The organism is Nocardia neocaledoniensis (genome assembly GCF_029868625.1).
GTDB lineage: Bacteria > Actinomycetota > Actinomycetes > Mycobacteriales > Mycobacteriaceae > Nocardia > Nocardia neocaledoniensis_A.
The window spans coordinates 12,856-31,044 of record NZ_JARWOJ010000330.1 but is presented as its reverse complement, the minus strand read 5'-3'; the positions used below and the strand labels follow the sequence as shown (position 1 = coordinate 31,044).

The 18,189-nt window shown below is 69.2% G+C and carries 20 protein-coding genes; 9 read left to right on the top strand and 11 right to left on the bottom strand.

Annotated features, from left to right (window positions below):
* Positions 1-62: 62 nt before the first annotated feature.
* The 3 genes from QH270_RS24965 (at position 63) to QH270_RS24955 (ending at position 3,313) form a co-directional block, all read left to right on the top strand.
* Positions 63-653, top strand: coding sequence for a TetR/AcrR family transcriptional regulator (locus QH270_RS24965; protein ID WP_280346525.1), 591 nt, complete (start codon positions 63-65; stop codon positions 651-653).
* Between the two features lie 104 nt (positions 654-757).
* Positions 758-1,588, top strand: coding sequence for an alpha/beta fold hydrolase (locus tag QH270_RS24960; RefSeq protein WP_280346524.1), 831 nt, complete (start codon positions 758-760; stop codon positions 1,586-1,588).
* Between the two features lie 54 nt (positions 1,589-1,642).
* The gene (locus QH270_RS24955; protein ID WP_280346523.1) at positions 1,643-3,313 is read left to right on the top strand and encodes an FAD-binding dehydrogenase; all 1,671 of its coding nucleotides are present in this window, start codon (positions 1,643-1,645) and stop codon (positions 3,311-3,313) included.
* A gap of 37 nt (positions 3,314-3,350) precedes the next feature.
* Here QH270_RS24955 and QH270_RS24950 read toward each other — a convergent pair whose 3' ends face one another.
* Together QH270_RS24950 and QH270_RS24945 are read right to left on the bottom strand one after the other, a co-directional pair.
* Positions 3,351-3,737, bottom strand: a complete 387-nt coding sequence (locus QH270_RS24950) for a hypothetical protein (RefSeq protein ID WP_280346522.1) — start codon at positions 3,735-3,737, stop codon at positions 3,351-3,353.
* 108 nt (positions 3,738-3,845) lie between these two features.
* Entirely contained in the window at positions 3,846-4,898 is a 1,053-nt protein-coding gene (locus tag QH270_RS24945) for a fatty acid desaturase family protein (RefSeq protein WP_280346521.1), read from the bottom strand.
* A 204-nt stretch (positions 4,899-5,102) separates the two neighbouring features.
* Between QH270_RS24945 and QH270_RS24940 the strand changes: the two genes are divergently transcribed.
* The gene (locus tag QH270_RS24940; protein WP_280346520.1) at positions 5,103-5,375 is read left to right on the top strand and encodes a hypothetical protein; all 273 of its coding nucleotides are present in this window, start codon (positions 5,103-5,105) and stop codon (positions 5,373-5,375) included.
* A gap of 4 nt (positions 5,376-5,379) precedes the next feature.
* Here the strand turns inward: QH270_RS24940 and QH270_RS24935 are convergent, their stop codons facing one another.
* The 3 genes from QH270_RS24935 to QH270_RS24925 are packed head-to-tail and all read right to left on the bottom strand — an operon-like array spanning position 5,380 to position 8,347.
* Positions 5,380-6,117, bottom strand: coding sequence for an LppU/SCO3897 family protein (locus QH270_RS24935; RefSeq protein ID WP_280346519.1), 738 nt, complete (start codon positions 6,115-6,117; stop codon positions 5,380-5,382).
* Positions 6,117-7,709: an MDR family MFS transporter gene (locus tag QH270_RS24930; RefSeq protein ID WP_280346518.1), complete on the bottom strand. Its 1,593-nt coding sequence runs from the start codon at positions 7,707-7,709 to the stop codon at positions 6,117-6,119. Before QH270_RS24930 ends, QH270_RS24935 begins: the two co-directional genes overlap by 1 nt.
* A complete protein-coding gene (locus QH270_RS24925) occupies positions 7,706-8,347 on the bottom strand; it encodes a TetR/AcrR family transcriptional regulator (RefSeq protein WP_280346517.1) in 642 nt (213 codons plus the stop codon). The genes QH270_RS24930 and QH270_RS24925 overlap by 4 nt, the downstream gene beginning before the upstream one ends.
* Before the next feature lie 113 nt (positions 8,348-8,460).
* Here QH270_RS24925 and QH270_RS24920 point away from each other — a divergent pair, with 113 nt between their 5' ends.
* Positions 8,461-9,615 carry an AI-2E family transporter gene (locus tag QH270_RS24920; protein ID WP_280346516.1) on the top strand — a complete coding sequence of 385 codons (1,155 nt, stop codon included), beginning with the start codon at positions 8,461-8,463 and terminating at the stop codon, positions 9,613-9,615.
* A gap of 8 nt (positions 9,616-9,623) precedes the next feature.
* Here the strand turns inward: QH270_RS24920 and QH270_RS24915 are convergent, their stop codons facing one another.
* A complete protein-coding gene (locus tag QH270_RS24915) occupies positions 9,624-9,851 on the bottom strand; it encodes a DUF6480 family protein (RefSeq protein WP_280346515.1) in 228 nt (75 codons plus the stop codon).
* 99 nt (positions 9,852-9,950) lie between these two features.
* Between QH270_RS24915 and QH270_RS24910 the strand changes: the two genes are divergently transcribed.
* Positions 9,951-10,379: a hypothetical protein gene (locus tag QH270_RS24910; RefSeq protein WP_280346514.1), complete on the top strand. Its 429-nt coding sequence runs from the start codon at positions 9,951-9,953 to the stop codon at positions 10,377-10,379.
* A 42-nt stretch (positions 10,380-10,421) separates the two neighbouring features.
* Here the strand turns inward: QH270_RS24910 and QH270_RS24905 are convergent, their stop codons facing one another.
* The 3 genes from QH270_RS24905 to QH270_RS24895 all read right to left on the bottom strand — a co-directional run bounded on the left by QH270_RS24905 (position 10,422) and on the right by QH270_RS24895 (position 13,192).
* Positions 10,422-10,802, bottom strand: a complete 381-nt coding sequence (locus QH270_RS24905) for a hypothetical protein (protein ID WP_280346513.1) — start codon at positions 10,800-10,802, stop codon at positions 10,422-10,424.
* Positions 10,803-10,916: 114 nt separating this feature from the next.
* Positions 10,917-12,023 carry a CaiB/BaiF CoA transferase family protein gene (locus QH270_RS24900; protein ID WP_280346512.1) on the bottom strand — a complete coding sequence of 369 codons (1,107 nt, stop codon included), beginning with the start codon at positions 12,021-12,023 and terminating at the stop codon, positions 10,917-10,919.
* Positions 12,020-13,192, bottom strand: a complete 1,173-nt coding sequence (locus QH270_RS24895; RefSeq protein ID WP_280346511.1) for an acyl-CoA dehydrogenase family protein — start codon at positions 13,190-13,192, stop codon at positions 12,020-12,022. The genes QH270_RS24900 and QH270_RS24895 overlap by 4 nt, the downstream gene beginning before the upstream one ends.
* A gap of 123 nt (positions 13,193-13,315) precedes the next feature.
* Between QH270_RS24895 and QH270_RS24890 the strand changes: the two genes are divergently transcribed.
* On the top strand, positions 13,316-14,323 hold the full coding sequence (locus QH270_RS24890; protein ID WP_280346510.1) for a LacI family DNA-binding transcriptional regulator: 1,008 nt from the start codon (positions 13,316-13,318) through the stop codon (positions 14,321-14,323).
* Positions 14,324-14,374: 51 nt separating this feature from the next.
* Here the strand turns inward: QH270_RS24890 and QH270_RS24885 are convergent, their stop codons facing one another.
* Positions 14,375-14,995: a TetR/AcrR family transcriptional regulator gene (locus tag QH270_RS24885; RefSeq protein WP_280346509.1), complete on the bottom strand. Its 621-nt coding sequence runs from the start codon at positions 14,993-14,995 to the stop codon at positions 14,375-14,377.
* A 76-nt stretch (positions 14,996-15,071) separates the two neighbouring features.
* The gene (locus QH270_RS24880; RefSeq protein ID WP_280346508.1) at positions 15,072-15,866 is read right to left on the bottom strand and encodes a hypothetical protein; all 795 of its coding nucleotides are present in this window, start codon (positions 15,864-15,866) and stop codon (positions 15,072-15,074) included.
* 314 nt (positions 15,867-16,180) lie between these two features.
* On the opposite strand from QH270_RS24880, the gene QH270_RS24875 reads away from it, so the two are divergent.
* Both QH270_RS24875 and QH270_RS24870 read left to right on the top strand, forming a co-directional pair.
* Positions 16,181-17,284 (top strand): GGDEF domain-containing protein, encoded by a 1,104-nt coding sequence (locus QH270_RS24875; RefSeq protein WP_280346507.1) that lies wholly within the window; start codon positions 16,181-16,183, stop codon positions 17,282-17,284.
* Between the two features lie 109 nt (positions 17,285-17,393).
* Entirely contained in the window at positions 17,394-18,134 is a 741-nt protein-coding gene (locus QH270_RS24870; RefSeq protein ID WP_280346506.1) for a Crp/Fnr family transcriptional regulator, read from the top strand.
* Positions 18,135-18,189 lie beyond the last annotated feature (55 nt).

The following is an 18,189-nucleotide window of genomic DNA, read 5'->3' as shown; positions in this document are numbered from 1 at the left end:
TGCGTGTCGGAGGTCACCGCGACGCGCAAGTAAGCAGTGCCAACAATTGCTAGATTGAGGGGATGGCAACGACGAGCGCGCCCTACCATCACGGTGACCTCCCCACCGCGCTGGTCCGCGCGGCCATCGAACTGCTCGAGGAGGACGGCGCCACGGAGTTGTCCCTGCGCGCCGCGGCCCGCCGTGCCGGTGTGTCGACGGCGGCGCCCTACCGGCATTTCACGGACAAGGACGCCCTGTTGTCGGCCGTGGCGGCCGTCGGCTATCGCGAGCTCGCCGCCGACCTCACCGCGGCCTGCGCCGCACCGACGACGGCCGAGGACTTCACGGCGGTCGCCATCGCCTACATCCGGTTCGCACTGAACCGCCCCGGACTCTTCCGCACCATGTTCGCGGAGCCGTGCGACCCGTCCGACCCGGAACGACTCGCGGCCACCACCGCGATTCACGAATACGTCAGATCCATTGTGCGGACAGCCTTTCCGGGTGCCGACGAGGAGGCCCTCGCCACCGCGCTGTGGTCGATGGTGCACGGACTCGCGTTTCTGTACCTGCACGGAAAATTCGACGCGAACGAGCCGGACGGGCTCGAGGACCGCGTCCGGGCCACGGTCGTGGCGATCCTCGACCTGCCCGCGCACACCCGCAGATGACGCATCGCACGCAGCACCCCGCCACCGACCTCGCCCACGCATGTTTCCGCTGCTTACATTAGTCTGAGCTCCGAAGCCTCGTGGATCGGTATCGAAGGAGAGTCGTGGCAACAGACAGCGAAACGGGTGCGCCCGGCACGGATCGCGACGACATCGGGGGCGCACCGATCGTGCTGATCTCCCCCGCGATGGCGATCGGCTCCCGGTTCTACGCACCGCTCACCCGGGCGTTCGAGGCCGGTGGATGGACCGCGCGGGTGTTGCCCCGGCGCGGGTTCGAACCGGGCGAGCCCTCGGCTTCACGGGCCGTGAACTGGTCCTACGGCGACGAGATCGCCACCATCGCCACGGCGGTCACCGAGGCGCGTGCCGAGGATCCCGGCCGGCCGGTGGTCGTTCTCGGCCACAGCCTCGGCGCCCAGCTGGCGGTCGGGTGCCAGCTGACCGCCGCGCGCGCCGACGGGCTGGTCACCGTCGGCGGATCACTCCCCCACTTTCGGCACTTTCCGTACGGCGGACTACCCGTCGCGGCAGCGGCCGCCCTCGTCCCCGCCCTGACCACCGCGTTCGGCTACCTCCCCAAGCCCGCCTTCGGCGCGCCGGGGGCGCGCACCATGATGCGTGAATGGGCTCGGATGGTCTTGACGAACACGCCACCGTTCCCCACCCAGCCCGTCATCGACGCTCCGTCTCTGGTCATCGCGCTCGGCGGCGACACGCTCGCGCCGCGTCGCGGCATCGACGCCTTCGCCCGACGGCTCTTCGCGCCCGACGCCGTCACCAGGTGGGACTACGAGCGGTCGGCGGTCCCGCCCGGCGCGAGCAACGATCACATCCAGTGGGTTCGGTCGCCCGGCCCGGTGGTCGACCGCATCGCGGACTGGTGGCAGCACCGGTCCGCCTCATTCGATACATCAACGTATTCGATGCGCTAACGTATCCGATAAGGATTCGCAGCGTCGCGCTGCCGAGCAGGAAGCAGGTGGCGGATGGACGCCGATGTGATCGTGGTCGGCACCGGCCTGGCCGGACTCGTCGCGACCCACGAACTCACCCGTGCGGGCAAGCGCGTGATCGTGGTCGATCAGGAGAACTCCGCGAACCTCGGCGGACAGGCGTTCTGGTCGTTCGGCGGGCTGTTCCTCGTCGACAGCCCGGAGCAGCGCCGGCTCGGCGTGCACGACTCGGTGGAGCTGGCCTGGAACGACTGGTCGGGCAGCGCCGGATTCGACCGCCTCGCCGACGAGGACAGCTGGGCCCAGCGGTGGGCGCGAGCCTACGTCGAATTCGCCGCCGGCGAGAAACGGTCCTACCTCACCGATCTCGGCATCAGCTTCTTGCCCTCGGTCGGGTGGGCCGAGCGCGGTGACCTGACCGCGGGGGGCCACGGCAACTCGGTACCGCGCTTCCACATCGCCTGGGGGACCGGAACCGGTGTCGTCGCCCCGTTCGCCGAGTCGGCATTGCGGGCCGCCGACAGCGGGTCGGTCACCTTCCGGCACCGTCACCGGGTCGACGAACTGCTCTTCACCAACGGCGCCGTCACCGGCATCCGCGGTGCCGTCCTGGCCGAGGACGACGGCGCGCGCGGCGCGCCCTCCACCAGGGAGGTCGTCGGCGAGTTCATCCTTTCGGCGTCGGCGGTCGTGCTGGCCACGGGCGGGATCGGCGGCAACCACGAGCTGGTCCGCCGCCACTGGCCCGCGAGCATGGGCACTCCCCCGACCCGGATGATCACCGGCGTGCCCGCCCACGTCGACGGCCGCATGCTCGACATCGCCGCCGACGCAGGCGTCCGCCTGGTCAATCGCGACCGCATGTGGCACTACACCGAGGGCATCCAGAACTGGAATCCCGTCTGGCCGAGCCATGCCATCCGTATCCTGCCCGGCCCGTCCTCGCTGTGGTTCGACGCGCTGGGCCGCCGGCTGCCCGCACCGTATCTGCCCGGCTACGACACGCTCGGCACGCTCCGATACCTGCGCACCACACCGGAACTCGTGCCGTACGACCACTCCTGGTTCATCACCACCCAGCGCATCGTCGCCAAGGAATTCGCGCTGTCCGGCTCCGAACAGAATCCCGACATCACCGACCGCAATCGCAAGGCGCTCGTCAAGGACCGGCTGTTCGGCAAGCACGCGCCCGCCCCCGTCGAGGCGTTCAAGGCCAACGGCGCGGACTTCGTCGTCGCCGACACCCTCGACGACCTCGTGGCGAAGATGAACGGTCTCACCGAGCAACCGCTGCTCAGCCCCGCGGGTATCCGTGAACAGATCCGCGCGCGCGACCTCCAGGTGGACAACCCGTACAGCAAGGACGCGCAGATCCAGGGGATCCACAACTCGCGCCGCTACCTCGGTGACCGCCTCATGCGCACCACCGCGCCGCACCGCATCCTCGACCCCGCCGCCGGACCCTTGATCGGCGTCAAACTCCATGTGCTGACGCGCAAGTCGCTCGGCGGCATCCAGACCGATCTGGGCTCGCGCGCCCTCGACGCCGATGGCGTGCCGATTCCCGGCCTGTTCGCCGCCGGTGAAGCGGCGGGCTTCGGTGGCGGCGGCGTCCACGGCTACAACTCGCTGGAAGGTACCTTCCTCGGCGGCTGCATCTTCTCCGGCCGCGCGGCCGGGCGCACGGCCGCGGCGACGATCTGACGTCCGCGAGCCGCCGCCGGCTTTCCCGACGTCGAACTCAGGGACGGTCGACGTCGGGAATGATGGCCTCGGGCTTGAAGATCACCTTGTAGTGGTAGCGGCTCACCTCGACGGCCTCGAGCTGTTCGACGAAATAGCTCACATTGTCCGAGAGTCCGAGGAAGTGCTTCTTGTACTCGTCGTCCCCGGTCTTGCAGGTCACCTCGAGCTGGTTGTTCGCGTCCTTGATCGAACACTTGCCCTCGATGGACAGCAGATACTTGTCGGTGATGCCGTTGAAGAACACGACCCGGCGGTCGATCTTGAACTGGTCCGATTCCTTGGACAGGTTCTCCGACACCACATCGGCATCGCTCGAACACCCGGCCAGCACGGCGGCCCCCGCGAACACCGCCACGGCAGCGGCGATCAGCCTCGACTTCATGTGCGCTCCCCCATTGTCGAACACCGCGCCCGCTCCCCCGTCGGTAGCTGCGCTCGAGCCCGATCCTACCCAGTACCAGCGGGTTTCGCGAGGGCATAAACGGCGTGGTCAGCCGCCGGTGCCGCGCAGCGGGGCGCCGACGTGATGCAGGTGCGTCAGCGCCTCGCGGTACGAGGCGACCAGGCCGGTCTCGTGATATGGCACTCCGATCTCGGCGCAGTACTCGCGCACGATCGGCTGCGCGTGGCGCAGGTGCGGTGTGGGCATGCTCGGGAACAGATGGTGTTCGATCTGGTAGTTGAGCCCGCCCAGGGCGAGATCGGTCACCACGCCGCCGCGCACATTGCGGGAGGTGAGCACCTGGCGACGCAGGTAGTCGGGGCGATCGTCACCGGTCAGCGTCGGCATGCCCTTGTGGTTGGGCGCGAAGATGCACCCCATGTACAGGCCGAACAGGCCCTGGTGGACAGCGAAGAACACCAGCGCCTTGTCGACGGGGAGCACCAGGAACAGCGCGGTCAGGTAGAGGGCGAAATGCCCGAGCAACAACGCACCCTCCCACCCGCGGTGCTTGACCGAGCGATTCCGCAGCGCTCGCACACCCGCCACGTGCAGATTGAGACCCTCCAGCAGCAGGAGCGGGAAGAACAAAAAGGCCTGCGCCCGCCCGATCAGGCGCGGCAACCCACGGCTGGACCGTGCCTGCCGCTGTGACCAGACCAGCACGTCGGGCGCGACATCGGGGTCGAGGTCCTCGTGGTTGGGGTTGGCGTGATGGCGGGTGTGCTTGTCCTGCCACCAGCCGTAGCCGAGGCCGATGCCCGCGTTGCCGACGACGCGGCCCACCAGCTCCGTCGGCTTGCGCAGCCGGAAGACCTGGCGATGCGCGACGTCGTGCATCACCAGGGCCACCTGGGCGAAGGCCACGGCCAGGAACGCCGCGACCAGCAGTGTCCACCACGAGTCGCCGACCAGCACGAACGCCGCCCAGCCGCCCACGAACGCGGCGCCGACCAGGCCGAGGCGGACAGCGTAGTAGCCGGGACGGCGGCGCATCAGCCCGGCGTCGGACACGCGGCGCAGCAGCCGGGCGTAGTCGCCGTCGGCGCCGCGCCGCGGCGGCCGTGCGGAAGAGTCGGGGACCAGGGCAGATGTCGTCATTCCCCGAAGCTATCGGCGGAAATCTCGTCGCTCGTAATCCCTTGGTATGACACGTGATCGGACCGTGGAGTGATATCCGCAGCGCCGCCGCGACACAGTGTGCCCCGCATCGAGGGGTTGAAACATGACGCGGCTGGGTAAAGAAGTGCTCGACACCGTTCGCGAAATCCGGCGAGCGGGACGTCTCGACAGACGTTCACCAGGGTGGAGACAACATTGCTGAAATTGATCGAGCTCATCCGCAGACCGGCGCAGCCGGTGCAGTCGACCGAGCCGCCGACCCCGGCCGGGTCGCTGCGTCCGGGCGACATCGTGCTCACCACCAAGCGCAGCTACCGCGTGGTCAGCACGAGCTTCGCCGGCGATGCCCGGCGCGCGGGCCGGGTGGTCGCCGACACGGTCGACCTGGTCACCGGCCGCCTGCGCGTGCTCGACTTCCCCAGCCCCGACACGATGGTCACCGTCAAAACGGCCTAGCCCCTCAGCTGAACGGGCGCAGGCAGAGGATGACGCCGCCCTCGAGGCCGTCGTACTCGTCGAGCCGGACACCATCCTCGTAGTCCCTGCACGTCAGCGTCTCACCGGCGTCGAGCCGGGCGATGATCTTCGCCTGGGCGTTCGTGTCCGAACAGGCCACCTTCACCAGCCGCGCGTCGGAGTAGCTGATCTTCACCTCGTCCGCCGTGGTGACACAGTCGCCGACCGCGGGCTCGTCGTCGCCGTCGACGACGCCGCGAACGATCAGCCAGGCCCCGAGACCGAGCGCGAGGGCGACGATGACCCCGAGCGGGATCAGCACACCGGCCGTGACACGGCGCCGAGCCACGGCGGTTCCGGTGAACCACTCACCTGCCGATCGCTGGTAGAGCAGCACGATCACGGTGATCACCGCGACCACGCCGACGGGACCCGGTGACAGTCGCACAAGGGCGATTCCACCCTCGCCGTCCGCTTGCCCACCACCGCTGCTGAACGCGGCGGATCCGAGTGCCACGACTCCTTCGAGCACGGCGAACACGGTCGCGGTGACACGCACTCCACGCCGCCGCCGACCGAAGAAACAGGCGGTGATCGCCAGCGCCCAGAAGAACAGATACCCGTAGGCGTTCGCGCCTGCCGCGCGGGGGTGCCCGATGCCGATCAACACGACGGTGCCGACCATGCCGATCGCGGCCATCACCAGAATGACGGCCCGCGCCGCCCGGACACTCCCCGGCATCACCCCTCCTTGACCAGCTCCGGCTCCTCGTCGGCCATCACCGCTTCGCCGCGGGCGACCATACCCGCCTCGTCCGACAGCTTCAGGTGCGGGATGAACAGCGCGAGACCGAAAGCCAGGATCGCACCGGGGATCAGGTACCAGAAGCCGGGGACCAGCGCGTCGACGTAGGCGCCGACGATGGCGTCGTGCAGGGTGTCCGGCAGGTTCTTGACCACCGACGGGATCAGGGCGCTCGGGTCCAGTCCCGAGGCCGCCACTTCCTGCCAGTTCTCCTGGAACGCGACGGTCAGGTTGTCGGTCAGCCTGCCCGTGAAGATGGAGCCGAAGATCGCGATGCCGAGCGCACCGCCCATTTCCCGGAAGTAGTTGTTCGCGCTGGTCGCCGTGCCGATCTGGTCGGGTGCCACCGCGTTCTGCACCACGAGCACGATGATCTGCATGATCAGGCCCAGGCCCGCGCCCATGACGAACAGCATGGCCGAGACCAGCCACATCGAGGTGTTGGCGTCCAGGCGGGTCAGCCACAGCATGTCGATCCCGATGAGCGCGGCGCCGATCGGTGGATACACCCGGTAGCGGCCGGTCTTGGTGATGACGTTCATCGAGGTGATCAGCGTGAGCATCATGCCGATCATCATCGGGATCAGCAGCAGGCCCGACACCGACGCGGACGTCCCCGTCGCCATCTGCAGGTAGGTCGGGATGAAGCCGATCGCCGCGAACATCACCAGGCCGACGAGGAAGCCGATCACCGAGGTGAGGACGAACGTGCGGTTGCGGAACAGCCACAGCGGCAGCATCGGTTCCTCGGCCCGCGACTCCACGTAGATGAAGGCGGCGACCACGAGGACCAGTGCGGCGATCATCGCCAGCATCGTCGTCGAGCCCCACGCGTACTGCTTGCCACCCCAGTCGGTGATCAGGATCAGCAACGTGGTCGCGCTCGACATGAGCACGATGCCGAGATAGTCGGGCCGGGTCTTGGGCCGATGGCTGGGGATGCTCAGGTAGCGGAACGCGATGAACAGCGCGGCGATGCCGATCGGCACATTGATCCAGAAGCACCACCGCCAGTCGAGGTGATCGGCGAACAGCCCGCCGAGCAGGGGTCCGGCGACCGAAGTGATGCCGAAGACCGCGCCCATCGGGGCCATGTACTTGCCGCGATCCTTGGCGGGCACCACGTCGGCGATGATCGCCTGCGCCAGGATCATCAGACCGCCGCCACCGACGCCCTGCAGCCCGCGGAAGGCGATGAACTCCCAGAAGCCGGTCGACGCCGCGGCCCCGACGGAGGCGGCGGTGAACACGGTGATCGCGAACAGGAAGAGCCACCGCCTGCCGAACATGTCGCCGAGTTTTCCGTAGATCGGCATCACGATCGTGGTGGCGAGCAGGTAGGAGGTCGCGGTCCAGGCCATGTGCGACACGCCGCCGAGCTCGCCGACGATGGTCGGCATCGCGGTGCCGACGATCATCTGGTCGAGGCTGGCCAGGAACATGCCCGCGATCAGCGCGGAGAAGATCAGCCAGATCCGCTTCTGGGTGAGGACGATCGGGGTGGGCGGCGAGTCGGCCGTCGTGGTCATCGGAGCTTCTCCCTTGTGCTGTCGTCCGGCCGATCGAACAGCCGGGCGGCCATGGCGCAGTGCTCGTGCAGCGCTGCGGCCAGCGACCCGTTCGGGTCCGCGGCCAGCGACATCGCCGCCCGCGTGGTGATGGTGGTCATGATTCCCGCGGTGAGCGAGGCGAACTCGGGGGCGACCTCGGCCCCGAGCCTGGCCGAGAGGAGTTCGGCGGTGGCCGATTCCATCCTGGCGCCGGAGGCGATGAACGCGGAGAGCACCCGGGGCTCGGCCGTCACCAGCTCAGTGACGAGCGAGATACCTTCGCGCACATCGTTTTCCGGCTGGAAACCGGCGGCGTGCAGCCAGGCGAGGTCCTCGATGAGCACGCCGGTCGGGCCGCCCGCGATGAATTCCCGGCGCGCTTCGGGCGTGCCGATCGGCCCGATCGGACCGACGACCGCGTCGAGTTTGGTGTCGTAGTAATTGAAGAACGTGCGCGAGGAGACGCCGGCCGCCTTGGCGATGTCATCGATGTTCGTCGCGTCCAGCCCGCGCTCGACCGCCAATCGCCGTGCGGCGAGGCACAGATCGAGCAGGGTCCGTTGCTTCTTCTGTTCGCGCAGTCCGATCACGGCCTGCGCGACCGGTTCCTGAGGCACGGTCAATAAATTAACACAAACTGCAATTTTTCAGAAACTGCAACCTTCACCGCGAAGGGTCCCCGCCGCGTGGGTGCCGGGAAACCGGCCGTTCCGGGGCGACACTGAGAACCGTGGATACCGACTCCGAGGACAGCGTTCCGCAGCCGCGCCCCAGGATGCCGACGTGGCTACCGCGCGCGATGGTGCTGGCACTGGTGTTCTTCGGGCTGTTCCTGTTCGCCGACTGGGCCTTTCACCAGCTCACCGGCATCCTGATCATCCTGTTCGTCGCCTTCTTCATCTCGCTGGCGATGGAGCCCGCCGTGGCGACGCTCGTGCGCCGGGGTGTCCCGCGCGGGCTCGCGACCGGACTCGTGTTCGTGGCCACCTTCGCCTGCGTGCTGGCCTTCCTCGCCGCGCTGGTGACGCTCCTGGTGGAGACCGCCACGAACCTGGCCCATGAATCGCCGCGGCTGCTGAACGAGGGCGTCGACCGGGTCAATCGCACCTTCGGCCAGCACTTCACGACGCACGACCTGAGTCAGCGACTGCTGCGCGAGTCCGACCTGCTCGAGAACTACGCGCGCACGGCCGCCGACAACGTCTGGGGCGTGTCGACGACGGTGCTCGGCGGCCTGGCGCAGGTCCTGACCATCGCCCTGTTCAGCGTCTACCTCACCGCCGGTGGCCCCAGGGTCCGCCGCACCGTGTGCGCGCTGCTCCCACCCGCCCGTCAGCGGACGTTCCTGCACGCCTGGGACCTCGCCATCGACAAGACCGGCGGCTACCTGTTCTCGCGGGTGCTGCTGGCGATCGTCTCCGCGGTCGTGCACGCGGGGTTCCTCGCGCTCCTGCACCTGCCGAACCCGATCGCCCTCGGCGTCTGGTTCGGGGTGATCTCCGCGTTCATCCCGACCGTCGGCACCTATATCGCCGCGATCGTGCCGGTGTTCGTCGCCCTGACGGTCGATCCGATGGACGCGGTGTGGATCATCGTGTTCGCCGTGGTCTACCAGTGGTTCCAGGACTATCTGCTGCAGCCCCGGATCACCGCGCGCACCGTTGACGTCAACGCCGCCATCGCCCTGCTGGCGGTCCTCGCCGGCGGGGCGCTGCTGGGCCCGGTCGGCGCGCTGCTCGCCATCCCGGCCACCGCGACCGTGCAGGCCTTCCTCTCCGAGTACCTGAAACACTATGCGGTGGTGGAGGATCCGCGCATCGAGCAGACGACGCCGCGCCGCAAGCGCACCCCCGCCGCCGCACCGGAGCCCCCGAATCCCGACTGATCGACGCGCTACAGAGTGAGCAACAGCGCCACCGCGACGACGAGGAACACCGCCACGATCACCGCCGTCACCGCGACAGCGGCGATCCCGGTCGGGGGAAATCGACGCCGGGTCCGTGGTTCGGGCGCGGACAGGCCGGAAGTCTGCCCCGACTCCGGGGGCGTCGACCCCGGCGGCACCCCGCCGCCCGGCTCCAGATCGGGAATGCGCGTGGGATCAGGGTCCATGGAAGCCATGGTCCACACCTCCTCAGCAACGATCGGTACGACCGCGCACGACGGCCATACCCCCGCTCTACCCCGGCACCGGTTCCTCAATCACGCGACAATCACGGGATGAGTACCGCATCGGCTGTCACCGTCGCCGTCGTGTTCGTCTGGCTCGGCATGGTTGTGGCCATCTCGTTCCTCGAAGCCCCGCTGAAATTCCGCGCGCCGAACGTCACCCTCGCGATCGGTCTCGGCATCGGCAGGCTCGTCTTCCGTGCCCTCAATGTGCTGGAGACCGGCTGGGCCGCGCTCGTGGTCGTGACCCTCGTGCTCGGCCCGCCCGGCCGCGCCGCCACCGTCGCCGCGACGATCGCGGTGCTGGCCCTGGCCGTCCAGCTCATCGCGGTGCGCCCGCGGCTCACCCGCCGCAGCGACGCGGTACTGGCCGGACTCGACGCGCCCCGCTCCCACGGCCACTACGTCTATATCGCGCTGGAGGTGGTGAAGGCGATCGCGCTGCTCGTCGCGGGCATCGCCCTCCTCGCCGCCGCCTGAGCACGGTCACGGCGGGTGCGACGCACGGTCGCGCATCCGCCGCTATTCGTAGGCGTTCGACGGGGCCGGCCGGGTGGGCACCAGCGTGATGCGCGCATCGGTCACGATCCCGATCTGCCCCAGCGTGAGCGGGTTCATGCAATTGCGTTGCGGGTGCGTGAAGATCGGGTCCATCGTCGGATCGGTGTGCCCGGTGACCGACTTGTAGTACGGCCCGAACGGCTGCCCACCGGACACACTCACGCCGAAACAGTCGACTTCCAGGATGTAGGTGCCGTCCCCACCACACTGCGCGGACGCACCGTCCCACCGCCGATCCAGCGTGCAGCCCTGCGGCTCCGCCCGCACCGAGCCCGCCGCGAACGCCGACAACAGCGTCGCACCCGCGATCAGCGTCGATGTACCGATAACGCGCCATGTCATCGTAGGCATTTCTGATCTCCGTCTCCGCGACCCAACCCGGAAAAGCCCGTACACCGATTCACCGTACCGGTAGCGGACAGCCCTGCCGGAGCGGGCAGCCACCGTGCACGAGCGTCAACCGAGGGTGTGCTGACCCAGGTGGGGTGGTGCGATGCGGTAGGTGGCCGGCGTCGCGCTGAGGCCGATCGGGTTGGCCACGGTCGGCTGCGGGGGATCGCCGAGCGTGACAGTCGGTGCGAGACCCAGGCTTTCGGCCAGGGTCACCGCCTGCGCGAGGTCGTTGACCGGGCCGCAGGGCACCTTCGCGGCGGTGAGCACGGCGCACCACGCCTCGGCGGTGTCGGTGCGCAGTGCGGTCTCGAGGATCGTCCGCAGTTCGTCGCGGTGGGCGACCCTGGCGGTGTTGGTGGCGAATCGGCTGTCGGTGGCCAGCGCGGGCAGGCCGAGCACTTCGACGAGGCGGGTGAACTGGCGGTCGTTGCCGACCGCGAGCACCAGCGGCTGATCCTTGCTGTCGAACACCTCGTAGGGAGCGATGCTCGGGTGCGCGTTGCCCATCGCCCGGGGGACGACACCGGCGCCGACGTAGGCCGCGCTCTGATTGGTCAAGGCCGACAGCAGCGAGGAGAGCAGATTCACCTCCACCCGCTGCCCCTCGCCGGTGCGGTCACGGTGCCGGAGCGCGGCGAGAATGCCGACGGCCGCGTGCAATCCGGTGACGACATCGACCATGGCGACCCCGACCTTGGTCGGCGTCCCCGGATCCGGCCCGGTCACGCTCATCAAGCCACCCACCGCTTGGATCAGCAGGTCGTAGCCGGGCAGGTCGTTGTCGGGGCCGAAGCCGGTGATCGAGCAGTACACGATGTCCGGGTTGGCCGCCACCACCTGGCCGTAGCCGAGACCGAGCTTGTCCATGCCGCCGGGCAGTATGTTCTCCACGACGACATCGGCGCGCGCGACCAGGCGTCGCGCGGCGGACAGGCCCTCGGCATCGGTGAGATCCAGTGCGACGGAACGCTTGTTGCGATTGACGCTCTCGAAATAGGTGGAGTCGGTCGCACCCCACGGCGGCCCCCAGCGGCGGGTGTCGTCGCCGGTGCCGGGGCGTTCGATCTTGACCACCTCCGCGCCGAGGTCGGCCAGCAGCATCGTCGCGTACGGGCCCGCCAGGACGCGGCCGAAGTCCGCGATGAGCAGTCCGTCGAGCGCCCCGGTCATCGGAACGCCGCTTCCCCGGTCAGCGCCTTGCCGATGGTGAGCTGGTGCACCTCGGACGTGCCCTCGTAGGTGAGCACCGATTCGAGGTTGTTCGCGTGCCGCAGCACCGGGTATTCGAGGGTGATGCCGTTGGCGCCCAGGATGGTTCGGCATTCGCGCGCGATGGCGATGGCCTCGCGCACGTTGTTCAGCTTGCCGGTGCTGATCTGCTCGGGCGTGATCTCACCGAGGTCTTTGCGACGTCCGAGGTGATAGGCCAGCAGGTGTCCCTTGCCCAGTTCCAGCGCCATGTCGGCCAGCTTGGCCTGCGTGAGCTGATAGCCCGCGAGGGGTTTGTCGAACACGGTGCGCGAGCGCGCGTAGTCCACGGCGGTCTCGAAGCAGTCCCTGGCGGCACCGAGGGCACCGAAGACGATGCCGAAGCGCGCTTCACCGAGGGCGGCCAGCGGCCCGCGCAGACCCTCGGCCTCGGGCAGCATCGCCGAGGCGGGCAGCCGGACACCGTCGAGGACGAGTTCGGCGGTCACCGAGGCGCGCAGCGACAGTTTGCCGTGGATCTCGGGCGCCGCGAATCCCGGAGTGTCGGTGGGCACGACGAAACCGCGGATGCCCTCGTCGGTCCGCGCCCACACCACCGCGACATCGGCGACGGAGCCGTTGGTGATCCACATCTTGGTGCCGTCGATGATCCAGTCACCGCCGTCACGCCTGGCACGGGTCCGCATGCCGCCCGGGTTGGACCCGAAATCGGGTTCGGTGAGCCCGAAACACCCGATCGCCTTGCCCGCGGCCATCCGCGGCAGCCACTGCTGCTTCTGTTCCTCGCTGCCCCAGTGGTGGATCGAGAACATCGCCAGTGATCCCTGCACCGAGACCAGGCTGCGAATGCCCGAATCGACGGCCTCGAGTTCGAGGCAGGCCAGGCCGTAGGCGGTCGCGCTGGTGCCCGCGCATCCGTAACCGTCGAGGTGCATGCCGAGCACACCCAGTTCGCCGAGTTCCTCGGCCAGCTCACGCACGGGAATGCGGGCCTCGTCGAACCACCGCGCCACCTGCGGCCGCAGTCGCGTGGTGGCGAATTTCCGGACGGTGTCGCGGATCTCGATCTCGTCCGCCGAGAGCAGGGAGTCGAGCGCGAACAGCGTGCTCAGGGTCTGGGGCCGAGTCATGGTACCTCCGGAAATCGCGAGTCCGCGCAGCATGAGAACGTTTGTGCAAACGTTTGCACTATCGATTGCGTCGACTACGCTAGGTGGCGCCCCGCCGGGGCGTCAAGCCGAAAGGACGACACCGTGCCCCGACCCGTTCGTGCTCCGACGCTCAAGGAGATCGCCGAGCGCGCCGGGGTCCACATCTCGACCGCCTCGCGGGTGCTGCGCCAGGACGAACCCGTGGACGGATGGTCGGAGTCGGCGCGGCGCGTGCTGGAGGTGGCCGCGGAGCTGGGGTATCAGCGCAACGTCTGGGCCGCGAGCCTGCGCACGCGCAAGACCACGACGCTCGGTGTCGTGATGCCGCGCCTGATCGACGGCGTGGTGGCGATGACCTATCAGGGCATCGAGGAGGCCGCGACCCGGGCCGGCTACTCGGTCCTGTTGTCGAGCCCACCCGACGACCCGGAGGCGCAACGCCGGGCGGCCGAGTTGCTCCTCGGCAGGCAGGTCGACGGCCTGCTGTTGAGCAGTGTGCACGCGCCGGGGCGGGCGTTCGTCGCCGCCCTGCCGCTCGGCGGGGTTCCGGTCCTCACCGTCACCCGACACGCCGACGCCGGTCTCCCCTTCGTCGTCGGCGACGACCGGCTCGGCGGCACGCTGGCGGCGCGGCACCTGCTCGCGCGCGGCTACACGGATCTGGCGGTGATCGCCGGGCCCGCCCACGCCACCACGGCCGGAGACCGCGTCCACGGGTTCCTCGACACGGTGACCACGGCGGGCGTGCCGATCGCGCCGGAGCGCGTCGTCGCGTCGAGCTTCGATGTGGACGGCGGCGTCCAGGCGGCGCGCGCCCTGCTCGACCGGCCCGATCGACCGCGAGCGGTGTTCGCGGTGAGTGACACCATCGCGATCGGCGTCCTCGGCGTGGCCCGGGACCTCGGACTCGCCGTCCCCGACGAGGTGGCGCTCATCGGATACAACGACATCCCGGTCGCCGCGCAGTTGCCCGTCGCGCTGACCACCATCGCCTCGCCCGCCCGCGACATCGGCGCGACCGCGGTTCGTCAGCTGCTCGAGCTGGTCAACGGCCGCGAGGCCGAATCCGTCCGCCTACCGGTCGAACTCGTCGTCCGGGGGACCACCTGAGGACCGCGTCCGGTGGCCACGCCGCCGGTACCGGCCGGGGCGCGACGGGGATCACGGCCCGTGCAGGGCGAGGGTGTCGTCGACACAGCGCGCGATGAACGCGTCATCGATCGGCTCCGCGCCGACGAGCAACCGGAAATACAAAGGCGCGGAGAGGGTTTCGAGGACGGTCCGCGGGTCGGCGTGAGCGGGCAGTTCGCCGCGTTCGATCGCTTTGGTGATGATCGGCGAACTCACCTCGAACCGGTCTCTCCAGAACCGGCGCCGTGCGGCGTCCACCTCCGGGTCCGCCGAGAGCGCGATGGTCGTTCCCAGCAGCCGGGCGATCCCCGGGGTCGAGAGCAAGTGGGAGACCTGCTCGGCGAGCACGCGCAGATCCGACCGGAGGGCGCCCGTGTCCGGCACGGGGTTTCCCGCCGCGGCCAGGTCGGTGATCGCCTCGGCGATCAGGGCGGTCCGGGTACCCCAGCGCCGGTAGATCGTCGTTTCCGCCACGCCTGCCCGCGCTGCCACGTCACCGATGGTCAACCCCTCGATTCCGTACTCGGTCACCTGGTCGAGGGTGGCCGTCAGCACCGCCGCACGCACGCGCGCCGAACGTCCCCCGGTCCGCTTGCGCGGCCCGGGAAACGCTTCGATCGGCTCATCGTCCTCGCGTCCACGCAGGCCCATGGTCCAAGTTCTACTCGACGGACCCGGTGGACGCAGAATGCGTGCGCGGTCTGCGGGGGTCACCCCGGCGGGACCGTCATCGGGAGTTCGCGGCGTACGGCGCGGACGCGATCATCCAGTTGCTGAATTCGCACGCCAGGTGCCATTGATGCTCGCGGATGTTCCGGCCGGGCACCGCCGCGGGGAACTGCGCCGTGAGCAACGCTTCGAGCGCGCCGTCGCGGTCGCGGAACTGGTGCCGGACTCCGCCGATGACCAGGCCGTCGTCGAGCAGCGCCGTGCCGGCGATCTGGATCGGATAGCCGGGATCGACCGGCACCCGGACCTGATCGGTGCGGGTGTAGTCGACGAGGAAGCGTACGGCGACCGGGGAACCGCCGGTCGTCTCGACGACCTCCTGCCGCCCGTCCGGCAGGCCACGGAGCAGGTAGTGATCCGGGCACGCGGCATTCATCGCGTCCTGATCGTCGACGACGACCAGATTGCCGAACCACTCGGCGAAGCCGTCCGCGGACAGACCGGGGACACGGAGCCGGGTGACCGCGAACGCGACCCGGCCCCGGCTCATGGACACCCCCAGGCGGGTGATGCGTTCCGATACCGCCAGCTCGCGCGTGAGCATGCCGTAGATTCCGGCGTGCCCCAGGCGTGTCCGCAGGATGCCCAGTGCGGCACGCCGCTCCTCCAACGATCCACCTCGCAATCGGGCGGCGGTGGCGCCGGGCAGCACCTCCCCGATGCCCAAGGCCCCGAGACGTTTGGCGAACTTGGCCAGCACAGCATCGGCCCGTCGGGATTCCCACCCGAGCACCTGCTCGCGCGCGACGTCGCGCTCCCCCACCGTCGCCCGGATGTCGTTCGCCTCGATCATGACCAGCCCTGCCTCTCCACGCCGTATCGACGAGGGCCACTCTAGGTCATTAACGCAAGAAATACTTGCGTTAATGACCTGGATTAGCCCTCCTCACGGAATTGCGCTGGGCGCAAGGGTTTCTCGGGCAGTGGATGCTTCGCCGCCGCGCGGGGTCCGCGCGAACGTCGGCTGAACCGAACCGCACGGCGTCTGGACTGCCCCACCGATCCGGGAGGGCGACCTACACTCTGCCGATCAGCTGGTGGGATCTCGCGGAATTCTCGGACTCGGCACGAACGGGCGGGTGATGAGGTCGGATCGAGGATGAGTCGATGAACGACGGCAAGACGTTGCGGGCCTGGTGGGTCGACCCGGTGGACTACCGGTGGCTGGTTCGAACCCTGGCGGCTCGCTCGGCGTTGGTACCGCTGAAGGTGCTGATCGGCCTCGCGGGCGCGGTGATCGCGGTGATGGGTGCGGTGATCGCGGGAACGCCGGTGGGACCACCCGGACATCCCGGGTTCGCTTCGACGATCGGCGTGCTGTCGGGTTCCCTCTGGGCGTTGCGCTGGTGGCTGGCGCCCTGGCCGGGCAAGACGGAGTCACTGCTGCTGATCGCCTGCGCCGATGTGTTGTTCACCCTGGAATTCCTGCAGCTACAGGATCGGCTGTTCGGGGCGATGGGCACCGTGCTGCTCCTCGGTACCGGCAGCTACCTGAGCTTCTTCCACACCGCGCGGGCGCTGGCCGTGCATTCGGCGTGGTCGCTGCTGTCGGTGCTGGTGCTGTCGTTCCGGATCGCCACGGGCGGCGGGGACGTGCATCTGGCCTTCGCGGTCGGGCTGCTGCTCGCGTCCGTGTTCAGCGCGGTGCCCGCGTATCAATTCCTCTACTGGCTGTTGCGGACCGAGTCGCTGTCGGACCCGCTCACCGAGCTGCTGAATCGGCGGGGTCTCGAGAACCAGCTGCCGCGACTGATGGCCGGCCAGCACGCGATCTGCGTCATCTGCTTCGACCTCGACCGGTTCAAGAGCGTCAACGACACCTGGGGCCACCGGATCGGCGACATCGTGCTGGTGCGGACCGCTCGGCGGCTGCGCGACGCGGCCGGTCCGACGGCGGTGGTGGCGCGCACGGGCGGCGAGGAGTTCGTGGTCGCCGCCCCGCTCACCGCGGCGGCCGCGCGCAGCGAAGCCGAACGGCTGTGCCAGGTGGTGGCCGAACCGTCGGAGGGTCCGGTGGCGGTGACCACGAGCGTGGGAGTGGCGGTGTTCGACGCCACCGCCTGCCGTCGATGCCCGAGTCCGGCCGCGGACCGGCTGCTGCAATCCGCCGACGCGGCGATGTACCGGGCCAAACAATCCGGCGGCAACACGGTCGTGGTCGACGAGCTCACCCCGCCGCGCGACCATCACCATCCGGCCGAGCCGGACTGACGCCGGGCCGCGGCGCCGATCAGCCCGCGGGCCTGGGCGGGCACTTGCCGAACCGAGGATAATCGGCATCGGGAGGGCAGGATCGCGCGCACCACGAGGAGCAGGCGACATGCACAGCCACCGCACGTTCTCACACTTGCTACAGGCGATGGGCGAGGAGTCCTTCGACGACGACCGCGTGCGGCACGCGGTCTGGGCCGCGCGGTGCGTCGGCCGCGGCGCCACCGCGCCCCTGCAACCCGGCGATCTCACCGCGCTGTCCGAATGGCTCTCACCCGAGGCGCTACCGGCCGGATCGGCGGTGTTCGCGGCGGAAACGCCGCCGAACGGGGTGTGGATCGTGCGGCGAGGAACGATCGAACTGTCCGTCGGGTCGGACGGGGAGCGCGCGGTGGTCGGGCTGCTGCGCCCCGGCGACGTGGACGGCGATATCGCCCTGCTGCAGGAAACACCGCCGGCCTATACCGCGCGCACGCTCACCGACGCGGAATGCCTGTTCCTGTCCCCCCGCGATTTCGACACGCTGCTGACCAGCCATCCCACGATCGCGCGACGCTGGCTCACCAGTGTGGCGCAGCGGATGGCCGCGGGCCGGGATCGGCTGATCACCATTCTCGGCAGCCCGCTGCCGGTGCAGGTGGCCCAGATATTGGTCGACGAAGCCGTCGACGGATCGGTATCACCGACCCAGCGCACGCTCGCAGCCATGCTCGGCGCCCGGCGCCCGGAACTCCACAAGGTGCTGGCGGAGTTCGAGCGACACGGCCTGATCAGCACCGGCACCGGGGGCATCGAGATCCTGGACACCGACGGGCTGCGTCAGCTCACCGCGACGGCACTGAGCCACTGAACACGCGGCCACGGTCCGACGATGCGTAACGCGGGCGGTGCCGGATCCGACCGCA

Bases quoted from the DNA above. Each gene is read 5' to 3' on its own strand.
- QH270_RS24965 (WP_280346525.1), top strand. From the start codon at position 63: ATGGCAACGACGAGCGCGCCCTACCATCACGGTGACCTCCCCACCGCG.
- QH270_RS24955 (WP_280346523.1), top strand. From the start codon at position 1,643: ATGGACGCCGATGTGATCGTGGTCGGCACCGGCCTGGCCGGACTCGTC.
- QH270_RS24950 (WP_280346522.1), bottom strand. From the start codon at position 3,737: ATGAAGTCGAGGCTGATCGCCGCTGCCGTGGCGGTGTTCGCGGGGGCC.
- QH270_RS24945 (WP_280346521.1), bottom strand. From the start codon at position 4,898: ATGACGACATCTGCCCTGGTCCCCGACTCTTCCGCACGGCCGCCGCGG.
- QH270_RS24935 (WP_280346519.1), bottom strand. From the start codon at position 6,117: ATGCCGGGGAGTGTCCGGGCGGCGCGGGCCGTCATTCTGGTGATGGCC.
- QH270_RS24930 (WP_280346518.1), bottom strand. From the start codon at position 7,709: ATGACCACGACGGCCGACTCGCCGCCCACCCCGATCGTCCTCACCCAG.
- QH270_RS24915 (WP_280346515.1), bottom strand. From the start codon at position 9,851: ATGGCTTCCATGGACCCTGATCCCACGCGCATTCCCGATCTGGAGCCG.
- QH270_RS24910 (WP_280346514.1), top strand. From the start codon at position 9,951: ATGAGTACCGCATCGGCTGTCACCGTCGCCGTCGTGTTCGTCTGGCTC.
- QH270_RS24905 (WP_280346513.1), bottom strand. From the start codon at position 10,802: ATGACATGGCGCGTTATCGGTACATCGACGCTGATCGCGGGTGCGACG.
- QH270_RS24900 (WP_280346512.1), bottom strand. From the start codon at position 12,023: ATGACCGGGGCGCTCGACGGACTGCTCATCGCGGACTTCGGCCGCGTC.
- QH270_RS24895 (WP_280346511.1), bottom strand. From the start codon at position 13,192: ATGACTCGGCCCCAGACCCTGAGCACGCTGTTCGCGCTCGACTCCCTG.
- QH270_RS24885 (WP_280346509.1), bottom strand. From the start codon at position 14,995: ATGGGCCTGCGTGGACGCGAGGACGATGAGCCGATCGAAGCGTTTCCC.
- QH270_RS24880 (WP_280346508.1), bottom strand. From the start codon at position 15,866: ATGATCGAGGCGAACGACATCCGGGCGACGGTGGGGGAGCGCGACGTC.
- QH270_RS24875 (WP_280346507.1), top strand. From the start codon at position 16,181: ATGAACGACGGCAAGACGTTGCGGGCCTGGTGGGTCGACCCGGTGGAC.
- QH270_RS24870 (WP_280346506.1), top strand. From the start codon at position 17,394: ATGCACAGCCACCGCACGTTCTCACACTTGCTACAGGCGATGGGCGAG.